This window comes from Flagellimonas profundi, from assembly GCF_017313275.1.
Lineage (GTDB): Bacteria > Bacteroidota > Bacteroidia > Flavobacteriales > Flavobacteriaceae > Flagellimonas > Flagellimonas profundi.
The window spans coordinates 1,165,465-1,179,006 of sequence record NZ_JAFLNM010000001.1 but is presented as its reverse complement, the minus strand read 5'-3'; the positions used below and the strand labels follow the sequence as shown (position 1 = coordinate 1,179,006).

Genomic DNA, 13,542 nt, shown 5'->3' with positions numbered 1-13,542 from the left:
GATGTAAAAAGGAAGTGGCCCCGAGTTTCGTTTTTAATACCGAAAAATACGAGGAGCCTTATTTTTTCACATCAAATTATAAGTCGTACCCCGCCCAAATCCTGTAATGGGTAGGGGAACCTGTCACCAGGGCTTCCAATGAACATGAAATTGATGGGAATGTTCCATCTTTCGGACAATTCTTTGATCAAATCAGGTGTAAACTCCCCATGTAATTGGATAAACTCAACTTTGATTTCGGGATACTCCCTGTCCAATACATTCAAATCAGACACAAAATTATCAGTAGCATTTTCCCCTTCGGGAAAAACGGATACAATTTTTAATTTTCGCGTATGTTCATTGTTTCTGATGTAAAGCAACACTTTGTTTAGGGCAGCCACATCATCCTTTTTAGTGAAATAAACAAACTCTTGGTCGTTGATGCGGTCGATCACCTGATTGATGCCACGATAGGATTTAAGCAAAAATCGGTTGACGGGATCGAGAAAATATCGAATCAATCGCAACAACAACTTTAAAAGGGCGGTTCTGTTGAGCATTACCAAAACCAAGGCGATGGTGGGAATAAAGTATTCCATGAATACAGCCAGGTAATCCGGGTTTAGCAATATGTTGCCCACCAAGGCCAAAATTACCGCAGCAATGGCAATCAATAGGGATAACCAACCAGAACGCTCAGGTCTAGGTAGATTTTTGCGTCTAACCTTCAACAAAATATTACCAATGCCAAAAAGTGCCATAACCGACAAAAATGCTATAGTGTAAACGCCCGCCAATGCCTCCAGGTTTCCTTCGGTAATCAATAGGATGGAGACACACAGCATAAAGAAAACGATGGCGATGCGATAGGTACTTCCATTTCTATTTCTTTTTAAAAGAAAAGGGGGTAAAATTCTATCCAAGGTAATACGTTCCACCAAACCAGACACACCAATAAAAGATGTGAGTACGGCACCACTGAGCACTAAAACTGCATCCACGGAAACTAAAAACGATAGCCAAGAACCGCTTACTTGGTTCCCCATGATGGACAACAGGGCTTCACTGTTGGATTCTATATCCGAGATCGGTAGCACGGCCAGGGCCAAAAACGCGATCAAAGGATTAAAAATGGTGACAACCACCCACATATTGCGCAAAGTTTTTGGGAACACACCTTTTTTTTGTTCCTCAACAAAGTTCGCTGAACTTTCAAAACCGCTGATTCCCAACATGGCGGCGGAAAAACCAAAAAATAAGGCCATGGGCAATGCTCCGTGTTTTACGGGCAGCGCATTGTTGTTGGAAAACACTTCCCATCCATGTTCAAAAAGGTAAATGCCTGCAAAGGAGGACAATAATATCAAAGAGGATAAGTGAAAAATGAATATAGCGATAGCAACTTTTGAGGATTCACCAATACCGATGATCACTAACCCCATAAAAATGGCCAACAGACAAATGGTGGATAAAATAACGGGAAGTTGGGGTACGATATTCTTCAGATAAGCCATGGCTTCATTGGCGGAAATTACAGCAGTTGCCATGTACGATAATAAGGTAAGGGATGCGGCCAAAGATGCCATGCTCTTACTGGTAGTGTTGAGCAGGGCATTGTATGCGCCACCATTCATAGGAAGGGCCCCGACCACTTCGCCATAGATTTTTCGAAATAAAAAGAGAACGACTCCTACGATAAGTAAAGAAATCCAAGCGTACTGACCGGCATGTAAGACGGCCAAGGCCGACACGTAAAGGCATGATGAACTGATGTCGTTACCACTAATGGACGTTGAGGCCAACTCTCCGAGCTTTGCCCTAAGTTTGTGTGGTTCCATGAATGCTGGTTTATAAAACCGACAACTAAGTTAGGGCTTACAACCAAAAATTCTAAATTTGATAACAGAAAATAATTATAATTATGAAATTATTGGGTATTGGCTCCAGAATAGATCACCCGGAATATGGCAAGGGTGTGGTCACTAACGTATCATCCAAACATTATTGGGTTACCTTTTTGGAAAACGGGTTGGAAACCATAGACCTCGACGCTGATTTTGATGTGATCGAAGGTGTGGAGGACGAAGTGGACAGTGTAAGTTTTTTTGATGTGGAACGCTCCTTGGTTAAAATACTGGAGAAATGGAGCGACACCCATGAAAAAGTGGCCATAGCGGATAAATGGAAAGGCGGGAAACTGATATTGGAACCCGATGATGGCACGGCTAACAAGGAAATGCCCATTGAGACTTTTTTCCATAAAATTGTGATGGTGCGCGATCGTATCCGCGTGATGGAGCAAAAGATCAACAGCAGCAAAAATCTGGACGACCAAGAAAAAGTAGATCTACAACAATATATTACACGCATTTATGGCAGCTTGACCAGTTTTAATGTGTTGTTTAAAACCAAAAGCGACCATTTTGTGGGGGAGAGGGGAAAAGGATAATTAAACCGCCTCCTTTTTCTCACTCAAATATTTCCAATATCGTTTTGGCACATGTTGGGTATGTAATTTAGGATTGATACGTGAAGCGATATTGGTACTTTTAAAATAATCGTTCCAAAGGGTCTGGTATTCGTATTCCTCATGTGTAAAGACGTCACTTTTCGCGGTTTTGTTGTGGTGTATGTCCTTTAAGTTCAAGGAAACCATCTCCACATGGTCCAAATCGTAATAAATACCATATTTGCGTTTTACATCGTAGATCAGCCATTTTTGGTCCGCGTAGCGATCACGAAAATGCTTGGAGATCAGGGGTAATACATCAAAATCAGGTTCAATATTGGCAAAATATATATCGTCATTGGTCAATTGAAATCGAACAAAAGCTTCCATTCGATGCTTTTCACGCCCCACTTTTCTGGCCAGTTGGGCGATGTATAGCACAGTACTGTCCGAATAATCCAAATACTTGCCATTTTTGGTGCGCATTAATTTTTGAATATAGGAGTAAAGTATCATTTCCACGCCTTCGGCTTCGCTCAAAAAAGCAAAATAGACGTTCGAAATGGCGTTGTGGCTCCTGTTGCGGATACCGTTCCAAACACGTTTGGCTTTTTCTACATGGGTGAAAATGGTTTCGGTTTCGGAAAACAATCCACTTTGGGATTGATTGTTCTTTTGAATGTCGGCCACATTGATCTTTTCATCAAAGGCGACGAAAACGGCGGTCAAAAATCCGTTAAAACTACCGTCATAAATTAAGGTTGTTGAAGCATTCATAGTGCGTATATTTTGTTTTTTCATATCACTACTAATTGAACAATGACAATTGCGTACTGTACTGATTTCGAAATTTCCCAGAGGAATTTTGCAAAATCATACCTTTTATTTTATCCGCGTCCAAGTCACGACGCTCCCAATGCCGGGAGTCGCAAACCATAAAATATTGTGCACGGTTGAGGGCCACACCAATCTTTTTGAGATGGTCCCAGTTCAACTTTCTAAACTTTCTTGCCTTTATGATTTTGTCCACGGACCGCATGCCAATGCCCGGAATTCGGGCCAAAAGGCGCTTATCTACCGTATTTACATCCACTGGAAAATGATGTAGGTTGCGCAAGGCCCATGAGAGTTTCGGATCCACATCCATGTCCAAGTTGGGATGCCGGTTGTTCAAGATTTCCCCGATGGAAAAGCCATAAAAACGCAATAGCCAATCCGTCTGGTACAAACGGTTTTCGCGCAACATCGGCACTTGCGACCCAATGGCGGGTAAACGCGAGTCGTGGGTCACGGGAACGTAGCCGGAATAGTATACACGCTTCATATGGAACGTTTTGTAATAATAGGCCGCAGAATACATGATATCCTTGTCCGATTCTCCAGTTGCTCCTACAATCATTTGAGTGCTTTGACCCGCTGGGGCATATTTTGGGGTGCTTTTAATGATTTTATGCTCCGATTTGTATCGTACGATCTCGTTTTTCACTTTTTCCATTGGCTTGGTAAAGTCTTCGTGCTTTTTATCCGGCGCCAATAATTTGAGCCCAGAGATAGTGGGAACTTCAATATTTACGGAAAGCCGGTCTGCATAAAGCCCTGCTTCGTACATTAATTCATCGCTTGCCCCAGGGATTGACTTTAAATGGATGTATCCATTAAAATTCTCCTCTTCACGCAGCTTTTTGGCCACGGATACCAAGCGCTCCATGGTATGGTCGGGACTTTTAAATATGCCGGAACTCAAAAAAAGTCCTTCGATATAATTCCTTCGATAAAAATTGATGGTGAGGTCGACCACTTCCTGCACCTTGAAAGCAGCTCTGGGCACATCATTGCTTTTTCGAGTAACACAATAGGCACAATCAAAAATACAATGGTTGGTCAACAATATCTTTAATAGGGACACACACCGGCCATCTGCTGTATAGCTATGACAAATTCCCATTTTGGAAGCATTGCCCAACCCTTTTCCTTTATTGGTTCTATCGCTTCCGCTGCTGGCACAGGAGACATCGTACTTGGCTGCATCCGCCAATATATTTAGTTTTTCACGTATCCTATCAAAATTCATAACTTGGAAATATTCCAACCAAATATATGGATATAATCCAAATAATGGAAATAATCCATAAAAGTTTTTGGAAATATTCCAAAATAGCTATATTTGAGAATGGATTGTCAATTTCTTGTGGAACGGATTTGCTGGAATTGACCTTATCAATTTGATGATGGAAAACGAAATAACCTTAAAACGATTTACCGATATCCGCAGGGAACTCGGCTTTACCCAAACCGAGTTTGCCAAATTATTGGGTGTCAAAAACACCACAGCGGACATAGAGCGCGGGAGGACCAAACTTTCAGGTAAAGTAGTGGCCGAACTATTAAAGCAATTCAAAATAAATCCGTTATGGCTGTTCGGCGAAAGTGACCAAAAACATTTAGACACTTCCAAAACCAGTGTTATTCCAAAAGTAGTAACGGTTGACAATTCCGAAAATGACAACATGGTGATGGTTAACGCCAAAGCTGCTGCAGGGTATCCACAGAATATATCGGACACTAGTTGGTATAGGCAATTACCTGCTTTTGATATGCCCATTCCCGAGTTCCGAAATGCAACTTACCGTGGTTTTCAGGTTGAAGGAGACAGTATGCTTCCCAATTTAAGGCCCAATGATTGGGTATTAGCGCGTGCCATTGAACATATCGATCATGTGAGTCCCAATAAAATGTATGTTGTGGTGTTGCAGGATTCCGTAATGGTTAAAAAAATAGAGCGCAAGCCCAACTCCAACAACATCACCTTGGTTTCCTTAAACGAAACCTATCCACCTTACGAAATCAAGCCCTTTCAAATACAGGAAATCTGGGAGGTGAGCAGCAAGCTCACATTTAACGTAGATGCTACTACCGAAACAGGCTTGTTAAAACAACTTCAAGAATCCATGGAGGAGTTGAAAAAACAAATTGCCAAGTAAAGTTTTAAGTAAAAAATTTGTTTTTGATCGCTTTTGCCATGGTGTGGGCCGCACTCTGGTTTAAACGAAACCAGAGCTCAGGTTCAAAAATTTCCAGTTCGGCCAACGCCCAGTTACCATCATTGTCCTTAAAAATATCGACTCTTGCATAAATAGGCAGCTCAGGTGCAGCATGTACAACACTTTTGGCAAATGCTATTTGCTCTTGACTTGGTTCATAACCATGAACGGTCCCTCCAAAGTCATCCTGAACCCTGAAATCACCTGGTTTGGCAATCTTTAATACGGCGTGGGTGAACTCTCCGTTAAAAACCATCATGGAGATTTCACCTTCGGAAACGATGTTCCCTTGAAACTCCTGAAGCATCATGGCCTCGTTCCCCACCAATGCTTTAAAGATGGATTCGTGATTGTTAACTTCGTCTCTTCCTATTTTGTAGGTGTGTCGAGCTGCTCCAGATACACAGGGTTTTAAAATATAGGTATCGGCAGTAAAACCATATTCCGATTTAGCCTTTGCAATGGCATTGGCGAGTGTTGTCTCTGAACTCTTTTCCACAAAAACCGTTTTGGGAATCGTTACTCCAGCGTTGGATAGATCTTGCAAATAGTGCTTATCAATGTTCCAATAAATTAGTTCTTTGGAGTTGATGAATTGTGTTTGTTTTGAAGCTTTCTCCAACCATAAGGAAAACTCCGCATAACGGTCAAAATAGTCCCAAGTGGTTCGGAACAGGGCGTATTTGGTGTTTGACCAATCAAAATCTGGGTCGTCCCAAGCTTTACGCACCACATTTAATCCTTGACTTTGCAAAGCGTCCAAAACAAGTTGGTCTTCTTGCAGTACATTTTGGATGTAGGGTGTCTTTTCTTTTGGGGCCACGTATCGGTGGTCCGTCAAAACAACAAGGTCGAATTTCATTGAATGCTAATTAATAACCAACTGCGGTATCATCTCCGCGTTTGTCCGCTCCACCTTCCAATTTTCCGTTGGGCAGTACACGTATTGCATCTACCTTTCCGATGATAGGTGTACGCTCTTCGTTAATGATGTACCCTTTGGATTTTAATTCAGCTTTGAGCTCTTCGGTGAAACCTTCGGGCTCAAAAATCACCATATCGGGTAACCATTGATGGTGGAAACGGGGTGCGTTCACCGCTTCCTGCATGCTTAGGTTAAACTCATAAACATTTAAGATAGTCTGTGCAACCGCTGTAATTATTGTTGAACCACCAGGTGTGCCCACAACCATGTATAGTTTGCCATCTTTTTCCACAATGGTAGGGGTCATGCTGCTCAGCATACGCTTTTCCGGTTCAATGCTGTTGGCTTCGGCGCCGATAAGCCCAAACATATTGGGAACACCCGGTTTGGCACTAAAATCGTCCATTTCGTTATTCAAAAAGAAACCGAGTTCGGCACAGTATAGTTTGGAACCGTACCCTCCGTTTAAAGTAGAGGTAGCTGAAATGGCATTTCCTTCGCTGTCCACGATGGAGTAGTGAGTGGTCTGTGCGCTTTCAATGATTTCTACTTCACCATGGCTTACATCTGAAGACAATGTGGCCTTATCAAACGAAAAGTCGGCCATTCTTTCTTGCAAGTAGTCATCGTTTAAAAGCACATCATAAGGAATGTCCACAAAGTCTGGGTCTCCAAGAAAGAAGTTTCTATCGGCATATGCCCTTCGTGAAGCTTCGGTGAACAGTTGTATGGTCTTGGTAGTGTTATGCCCAAACTTTGAAACATCATAAGGCTCCATCATTTTAAATATTTGATTGATGGTGACCCCTCCGCTACTGGGCGGACTCATGGAAATCACTTTAATGTCCTTATAATTAAAAACGATAGGGTCCCTCCAGACGGCTTCGTACTTTTCCAGATCTTCTTCGGTGATGAGTCCCCCATTTTCTTGAACAAACGCCGCTAATTTTTGGGCGACCTCACCCTTGTAGAAACCATCACGTCCTTCTTCCATTATTTTTTGGAGTGTTTTGGCATAGGCAGGGTATTTTATGGTATCCCCTGCAGCAAAAGGACCGGCGAACTTTGTGCTGTCACCATTGGCTTCGATAAAGCGTTCACGTGTTCTTTCCAATCTATTGGCCTGCTTCTCGGTAACCACCACCCCTTTATTGGCAAGTGCGATAATGGGCTGTATAATCTCTTTTAACGGAAGCTTTCCAAATTTTTCGTGAACCTTGATCATTCCTGCAACCGTACCTGGCACTCCCACAGCGGTTCCTCCCGATGTGCTCAAACCAGGGATCACATTGCCCAAAGAATCCAAATACATGTCCTTGTGAGCGGCCAACGGGGCTTTTTCGCGATAATCGAGGCCACCGACTTCACCATCATTTTTACGATATACCATAAACCCGCCACCGCCAACGCTTCCTGCGAATGGATAAGCGACAACAAGGGAAAGTTCCGTAGCCACCATGGCGTCAAAGGCGTTTCCACCTTTTTTCATAATATCAACCGCCAGTTGAGAAGCTTCTTCACGGGCGGATACCACCATGGCCTTTTCGGCAACCAGTCCGGTAGGTGCTGCTGGTTGTTGCTTACAATTGATAAAAAAGATAAGGGGGAGGAAGAGGAGTATTAGTCTTCGCATAGAGAAATAAATTTTTGGTTGGAAAAGGTAATCAATTCTTTAAAAAAAGAGGTAAACTCATTTTCGAATTCTGTATAGTGTTCTTCAAGGTCCAAAATGGCAAAATTCATTCGCGATTTGTTTTTGGTCCGTCGGTTCATACCATTGAGCACCCGATCAATTCCTGTTAAATTGGCATAATTGAGCAACCAATTGTCCGCAATCATGTATGGCATCATCCGTTTGGTGGCCATGGGAAGGATGTCGTAATTGTCCTCCAAGAGAATATAGAAATTTTCAACAAACTCCTCCAAGGGAATAGTGGAATAATCGCTCCAGTTCTTTGCTAAAAAATGGTCGTAATAGATATCAACGATCACCCGACTATAATGATGATAATTCTCGTGCAGGCGCTTACTGCTTTTTCTTGCGGTCGGATGCGCATCGGTGAAGGTGTCGATTTCCCGGTGCAGTAGGATACCTTTCTGGATTTTATCCGGCAAATGTTTGTACCTGTTGCCGCGAATGTGATCGGCAAAGAAATTACCCAAAGTTATTTCCTCATCATCAAAAGATAAATAGATATGCGCTAAGAAGTTCATCGGGGCAAATTCCTTTTCTGTCGAAATTTACAAATTCAAAACATGGAATCCGTTAAGCCCGATTATATTTGCAAAAACTTTTTTAACAATTATGACACTGATCAAATCAATTTCTGGTATACGAGGCACCATTGGAGGCCGAACAAACGACAACTTGACCCCCGTAGATGCGGTTAAATTCGCAGCAGCCTATGGCTCATGGTTAAAATCGTATGCCAAGAAAGATAAATTAAAGGTCGTAATTGGGCGAGATGCTCGTTTGTCGGGCGAGATGATCCAAAATTTGGTGGTCTCTACTTTGGTTGGACTTGGAATTGATGTAATTGATTTAGGATTGTCCACCACACCAACAGTAGAAATTGCGGTTCCTTTGGAAAAAGCAGACGGAGGTATCATTTTAACCGCAAGTCATAACCCCAAGCAATGGAATGCCTTAAAACTCTTGAATGAAAAAGGGGAGTTTTTGGATGCTGAGCAAGGAGCAAAAATTTTGGCTTTGGCCGAAAAGGAAGATTTTGATTTTGCCGAGGTCGATGATTTAGGAGAAATCACTAAAAATGATTCCTATATCGACATTCATATTGATGAAGTCCTGGAATTGTCCTTAGTAGAAGCCGAAACAATTAAAAAAGCAGGCTTTAAAGTAGTTATTGATGGTGTGAACTCTACGGGGGGCATTGCCATTCCCAAATTGCTTGAAGAATTGGGGGTGGAAGTGGTAAAGCTCTATTGTGATCCAACAGGCCACTTTCCGCATAATCCGGAACCTTTGAAAGAGCACTTGGGTGACATCTGTAAAAAAGTAGTCGAGGAAAAAGCTGATTTTGGTATCGTGGTCGATCCCGATGTGGACCGTTTGGCCTTCATCAGCAACGACGGAGAAATGTTCGGTGAGGAATATACTTTGGTGGCCTGTGCCGATTATGTATTGTCCAAAACCAAGGGAAACACAGTTTCCAACCTATCATCTTCCAGAGCTTTGCGAGATATTACGGAAAAACATGGAGGAACCTACGAAGCCGCTGCGGTAGGAGAGGTGAACGTTGTGACAAAAATGAAAGCCAATAACGCCATTATTGGTGGCGAAGGTAATGGCGGAATCATTTATCCGGAAAGCCATTACGGTCGTGATGCCCTGGTAGGAACAGCCTTGTTCTTGATGTTGATGGCAGAGCGTGGAGGGACGGTTGCCGAGCTACGCGCCAGCTACCCCAGCTACTTTATGAGCAAAAAGAAAATTCAACTGACCCCGGATTTGGATGTGGATGCGCTTTTGGAAGCCATGCACAACAAATACAAAGATGAAGATGTATCGACCATTGATGGAGTAAAAATTGATTTTCCAGAAAACTGGGTACACTTAAGAAAATCGAACACAGAACCTATTATCCGAATTTACACTGAGGCAAAATCCCAGGAAGAAGCAGATGGATTGGCCGATAGAATCATCGGCGAAATAAAGGAAGTGGCGGGAATCTAGGTGTTCGCCACTTTAGCAGGTGTTTCCTGGAACTCTTTTGGCACTTTGTCTTTGTGTTTCCAGCGTTTGTGCGTCCAGAAATAATATTCCGGTGCCTCTCGAATGGATCTTTCCGTTTCACGTAGAAAGGCATCGGTAATTTCATAATCAGGAACTTCGGTGGGGTTTTCAGACAGAATTTTAAAGGTGCCTTCGTAATATCCTCTTTTCTTTTTACGAACCTTGAGGTAGACTGGTATAAAGTCGTTGGCTTTGCATATTTCTTCGCCGCCAACATGAGCAGGTACCACAATTCCCATAAAGTCTGTCCAGTACTTTGTTCTGCTGACCATAGGAGACTGATCGCTGATTATACCGACCATCAACAATTCTTTGCTTTCTTTTGCAGCTTTAAGAATTTTTCTGGATTCTCTGGTGGATATGAGTTCAGTATTGTATTTGCCCCTGATGTCTCTGACCAACTTATCAAAATACTTGTTTTCCACTTTTTGATAAATACCGTAGCCTTTGGATTTGATTTGTAAATTCAACGACAGAACCCATTCCCAACTGGCATAATGGGGAAGCATTAGCATGGTATTGAGACCTTTTTCTTCCAATCCGTTGACGAGCTCAATATTGGTTACCGTGAAGCGTTCTTGAATTTCTTTTTTGCTCATGCCCATGGTCTTCATCATTTCCAGAAATATGTCGCACATATGCTTGTAGAACTTTTTCTCTATCAATGATCGTTCTTTTTCCGACTTTTCGGGGAAAACCAAAGCTAAATTGTTGCGCACCACTTTTTTACGGTAACCGATCACATGATATAGTAGCATGTAAACACCATCAGAAATAAAATAAATGATTTTAAATGGAAGTCTGGATATCAACCAGAGCAATGGATAAACAAGGATAAAAACTACGAGCTGCATAGACTATTCTTGTGTGCAAATATAGCTATATTTGGACCCAAACCTTTATTTACATGCTCAATTTACATATTGCCACTATTGCCATTATGGTTGCTAATGTTCTAGTTTCCCTGCGTGGATTCAATAGCGCTGCTTTTTTTGATAGATACAAGTTCAGTATCAATGCTATACAGGCCGGTCAGCGAGAACGAATGGTGACTTCGGGCTTTTTGCACGTGGATATTTCGCATTTGTTCCTGAACATGTTTACCCTTTATTTTTTTGCTCCCGTGGTCATCGGATGGTTTGGTCCCATAAAATTCTTGATCATTTATTTTATCAGTTTGATTGCAGGGAGCCTGTTGGCGCTTTTCTTTCACAAAAACGAACCTTTTTATAGTGCCGTTGGTGCCAGTGGGGCCGTTATGGGTGTTTTGTATGCAGCCATTTTATTGAACCCGGATATGCAATTGGGCATCATGTTCATCCCTATTCCATTGCCAGCTTATGTGTTGGGTATTGCTTATTTGCTATATTCCATTTGGGGGATGAAGAGCAGGATGGGCAACATTGGCCATACCGCACACTTTGGTGGCGCCATTGGGGGCTATGCAACCACCTTGCTCTTTAAACCGGAACTTTTTGCTACGGACACTCTTATTGTGGTATTGTTGGCCATTCCGATCATTATACTTTTTGTGTTGGATAAAATGGGCAAAATATAGTTTACAAAAAAAAAGGCCTTGAAATTATCAAGACCTTCTTTTACTTTACTTAAATTTTATCGTTTAGCTCTTTCCAAGAATTTCAGCTACTTTTTCTTCCAAGGCTGGACCTCTGAGGTCTCTGGCTACAATAACGCCATTTTCATCCAACAAAAATGCCGCAGGTATCGCATTGATGTTGTACATGCGGGCAATCGGGTCTTGGAAACGTTGTAAATTGGAAATGTGGTTCCATTCCAACCCATCGGATTCGATGGCATTGGTCCAATGCTCTGCTTTGTTGTCCAAAGAAACACCCAGTACATCAAACCCTTTGTCGTGATACTTCTTATATACGGAAACAATGTTTGGGTTTTCGGCACGACATGGTCTGCACCAAGCTGCCCAAAAGTCTACCAAAGTAAGTTTGGCATTGCTGGTCACATCACTTAGAGCAAGTACTTCACCGCTTGGAGTAGGGGCTGAAAAGTCCGGTGCCACGGAACCTATTTCAGTTGATTTAAGATTTTCGAGTTGTTCTGCGATTCTTTTACCTGGCTCCGTGGCCTTCATTTCAGGTGAAAGTCCTTCGAACAGTGCTTTGACTTCGTCTACAGGAAGTGCCTTTGTGGCCAAGAAATTACCAACAATAAGCACTGACACAAAAGCATTGGGATGCTCTTTGGCGTAGTTTAAATTAAAGTCCTTTGCATCTTCTTGAAACTCCATGAACTCTTCGCGAAGCGCTGCAACCGTAGCAGTATCTCTCTGTTGTGCCGCCATACGCATATCGTCTTGCATTGATCGCGCACGTTGCGATAGTTTCCTGGACTCCGTTAAAAAGTCCATGAACATTTCGTTCTGTTCGGTACCTTTTATTTTGGCCTGATCAATACTATCTTTCTGGAATTCCACTTCAATGGCTCCGTTTTCAACAATTACAGGAACATTACCGCGAACTTGGTCCACAAAAATGTAATGCATTTTAGGTTCAACTTGGTTTCCACTGAAACTGAACATACCATTTTGTACAGAAGCTGTGTCAATATCTACCAATTGATTAATGGAGTCCGTGGTTTTTAAGAATATTTGGGTACCATTTTCGGGTTCACCATTTATGGTACCGTTCAAAGTGTATCCTTTAGGGTCGGAATTACAGGAAGTTAGAAATATAACCCCAAGGGATAGTGTAACTAGTCTTTTCATTTAAAAATGTTTAGGGTGCTAAGGTATTCAATGTTTATGGCATAAAAAAACCCCTGGCCGTATTGAGCCAAGGGTTAACTTTTTATTTAGAACAGATTTAGAACTGGTATCGGATACCCAGCGCTATATCAAAATCAAAATCATTGTCAAAGCCATCATAACCAAGTATGCCAATTTCGGGCCTAAAGTCCAAAGATAGCAGCAATGGGATGTCAAAATCGTATTCTACACCAATATCACCTGCAGCGAATACGAACAATCCGTCGTTATCATTGTTAAAATCTGGATTAGGTTCAAAATCCACGCTTCCTAATCCTCCACCAACACCGTAATACCAATTAAAGTTACCGTCCAATTGGTGTACCCATTGGTAGACACCTGCCAACTTAAAGGCATCAAAGTCTCTACTGTCTCTCCAGCCAAGATCGAACTCGGCTCGATTGTATTGTCCTATGGATTTTTGATAGGAAATCTCGGCCCCGAAGCCGTCGCTATCGCCCAAACGCAATCCCAAGGCATGCTCGGAAATATTCTGTGCGCTAAGGCCAACTGTTGCAAACAAAAATAAAACTGAAAATAATGTGGTAATCTTCATAAGGGTCTCATTAAGTTAAAAATTAGAGATAGTTTTGTATTAGATTTACGTTG

13 protein-coding genes are annotated in these 13,542 nt (G+C 42.1%); 4 read left to right on the top strand and 9 right to left on the bottom strand.

The window, feature by feature from the left end:
- Nucleotides 1–71: 71 nt before the first annotated feature.
- Nucleotides 72–1,820 (bottom strand): APC family permease, encoded by a 1,749-nt coding sequence (locus J0654_RS05490; RefSeq protein WP_207026649.1) that lies wholly within the window; start codon nt 1,818–1,820, stop codon nt 72–74.
- A gap of 83 nt (nt 1,821–1,903) precedes the next feature.
- Here J0654_RS05490 and J0654_RS05485 point away from each other — a divergent pair, with 83 nt between their 5' ends.
- Nucleotides 1,904–2,431, top strand: coding sequence for a hypothetical protein (locus J0654_RS05485; RefSeq protein WP_207026648.1), 528 nt, complete (start codon nt 1,904–1,906; stop codon nt 2,429–2,431).
- On the opposite strand, the gene J0654_RS05480 is transcribed toward J0654_RS05485, so the two are convergent.
- On the bottom strand, nt 2,432–3,208 hold the full coding sequence (locus J0654_RS05480) for a TIGR03915 family putative DNA repair protein (protein WP_207026647.1): 777 nt from the start codon (nt 3,206–3,208) through the stop codon (nt 2,432–2,434).
- Nucleotides 3,209–3,239: 31 nt separating this feature from the next.
- Nucleotides 3,240–4,502, bottom strand: coding sequence for a putative DNA modification/repair radical SAM protein (locus J0654_RS05475; RefSeq protein WP_207026646.1), 1,263 nt, complete (start codon nt 4,500–4,502; stop codon nt 3,240–3,242).
- Between the two features lie 157 nt (nt 4,503–4,659).
- Between J0654_RS05475 and J0654_RS05470 the strand changes: the two genes are divergently transcribed.
- Nucleotides 4,660–5,412, top strand: a complete 753-nt coding sequence (locus J0654_RS05470) for an XRE family transcriptional regulator (RefSeq protein ID WP_207026645.1) — start codon at nt 4,660–4,662, stop codon at nt 5,410–5,412.
- A 4-nt stretch (nt 5,413–5,416) separates the two neighbouring features.
- On the opposite strand, the gene J0654_RS05465 is transcribed toward J0654_RS05470, so the two are convergent.
- Genes J0654_RS05465 through J0654_RS05455 form a run of 3 tightly spaced genes read right to left on the bottom strand, consistent with a single transcriptional unit; the run spans nt 5,417 to nt 8,611 of the window.
- A complete protein-coding gene (locus tag J0654_RS05465; RefSeq protein WP_207026644.1) occupies nt 5,417–6,334 on the bottom strand; it encodes an ATP-grasp domain-containing protein in 918 nt (305 codons plus the stop codon).
- Between the two features lie 10 nt (nt 6,335–6,344).
- Nucleotides 6,345–8,030, bottom strand: coding sequence for a gamma-glutamyltransferase (ggt, locus tag J0654_RS05460; RefSeq protein ID WP_207026643.1), 1,686 nt, complete (start codon nt 8,028–8,030; stop codon nt 6,345–6,347).
- A complete protein-coding gene (locus tag J0654_RS05455; protein ID WP_207026642.1) occupies nt 8,018–8,611 on the bottom strand; it encodes an acyl carrier protein phosphodiesterase in 594 nt (197 codons plus the stop codon). The genes ggt and J0654_RS05455 overlap by 13 nt, the downstream gene beginning before the upstream one ends.
- Before the next feature lie 91 nt (nt 8,612–8,702).
- Between J0654_RS05455 and glmM the strand changes: the two genes are divergently transcribed.
- Nucleotides 8,703–10,091, top strand: a complete 1,389-nt coding sequence (gene glmM / locus J0654_RS05450) for a phosphoglucosamine mutase (protein ID WP_207026641.1) — start codon at nt 8,703–8,705, stop codon at nt 10,089–10,091.
- Here glmM and J0654_RS05445 read toward each other — a convergent pair.
- Entirely contained in the window at nt 10,088–11,005 is a 918-nt protein-coding gene (locus J0654_RS05445) for a lysophospholipid acyltransferase family protein (protein WP_207026640.1), read from the bottom strand. The genes glmM and J0654_RS05445 overlap by 4 nt on opposite strands.
- 53 nt (nt 11,006–11,058) lie before the next feature.
- On the opposite strand from J0654_RS05445, the gene J0654_RS05440 reads away from it, so the two are divergent.
- Nucleotides 11,059–11,709: a rhomboid family intramembrane serine protease gene (locus tag J0654_RS05440; protein ID WP_207026639.1), complete on the top strand. Its 651-nt coding sequence runs from the start codon at nt 11,059–11,061 to the stop codon at nt 11,707–11,709.
- Between the two features lie 63 nt (nt 11,710–11,772).
- Here J0654_RS05440 and J0654_RS05435 read toward each other — a convergent pair whose 3' ends face one another.
- Together J0654_RS05435 and J0654_RS05430 are read right to left on the bottom strand one after the other, a co-directional pair.
- Nucleotides 11,773–12,894, bottom strand: coding sequence for a TlpA disulfide reductase family protein (locus J0654_RS05435; RefSeq protein ID WP_207026638.1), 1,122 nt, complete (start codon nt 12,892–12,894; stop codon nt 11,773–11,775).
- Between the two features lie 97 nt (nt 12,895–12,991).
- Complete coding sequence (locus tag J0654_RS05430; RefSeq protein ID WP_207026637.1) at nt 12,992–13,489, bottom strand: hypothetical protein; 498 nt, start codon at nt 13,487–13,489, stop codon at nt 12,992–12,994.
- Nucleotides 13,490–13,542 lie beyond the last annotated feature (53 nt).

Bases quoted from the DNA above. Each gene is read 5' to 3' on its own strand.
- J0654_RS05445 (WP_207026640.1), bottom strand. From the start codon at position 11,005: ATGCAGCTCGTAGTTTTTATCCTTGTTTATCCATTGCTCTGGTTGATA.
- J0654_RS05490 (WP_207026649.1), bottom strand. From the start codon at position 1,820: ATGGAACCACACAAACTTAGGGCAAAGCTCGGAGAGTTGGCCTCAACG.
- J0654_RS05485 (WP_207026648.1), top strand. From the start codon at position 1,904: ATGAAATTATTGGGTATTGGCTCCAGAATAGATCACCCGGAATATGGC.
- J0654_RS05480 (WP_207026647.1), bottom strand. From the start codon at position 3,208: ATGAATGCTTCAACAACCTTAATTTATGACGGTAGTTTTAACGGATTT.
- J0654_RS05435 (WP_207026638.1), bottom strand. From the start codon at position 12,894: ATGAAAAGACTAGTTACACTATCCCTTGGGGTTATATTTCTAACTTCC.
- J0654_RS05465 (WP_207026644.1), bottom strand. From the start codon at position 6,334: ATGAAATTCGACCTTGTTGTTTTGACGGACCACCGATACGTGGCCCCA.
- glmM (WP_207026641.1), top strand. From the start codon at position 8,703: ATGACACTGATCAAATCAATTTCTGGTATACGAGGCACCATTGGAGGC.
- J0654_RS05470 (WP_207026645.1), top strand. From the start codon at position 4,660: ATGGAAAACGAAATAACCTTAAAACGATTTACCGATATCCGCAGGGAA.
- ggt (WP_207026643.1), bottom strand. From the start codon at position 8,030: ATGCGAAGACTAATACTCCTCTTCCTCCCCCTTATCTTTTTTATCAAT.
- J0654_RS05430 (WP_207026637.1), bottom strand. From the start codon at position 13,489: ATGAAGATTACCACATTATTTTCAGTTTTATTTTTGTTTGCAACAGTT.
- J0654_RS05440 (WP_207026639.1), top strand. From the start codon at position 11,059: ATGCTCAATTTACATATTGCCACTATTGCCATTATGGTTGCTAATGTT.
- J0654_RS05475 (WP_207026646.1), bottom strand. From the start codon at position 4,502: ATGAATTTTGATAGGATACGTGAAAAACTAAATATATTGGCGGATGCA.
- J0654_RS05455 (WP_207026642.1), bottom strand. From the start codon at position 8,611: ATGAACTTCTTAGCGCATATCTATTTATCTTTTGATGATGAGGAAATA.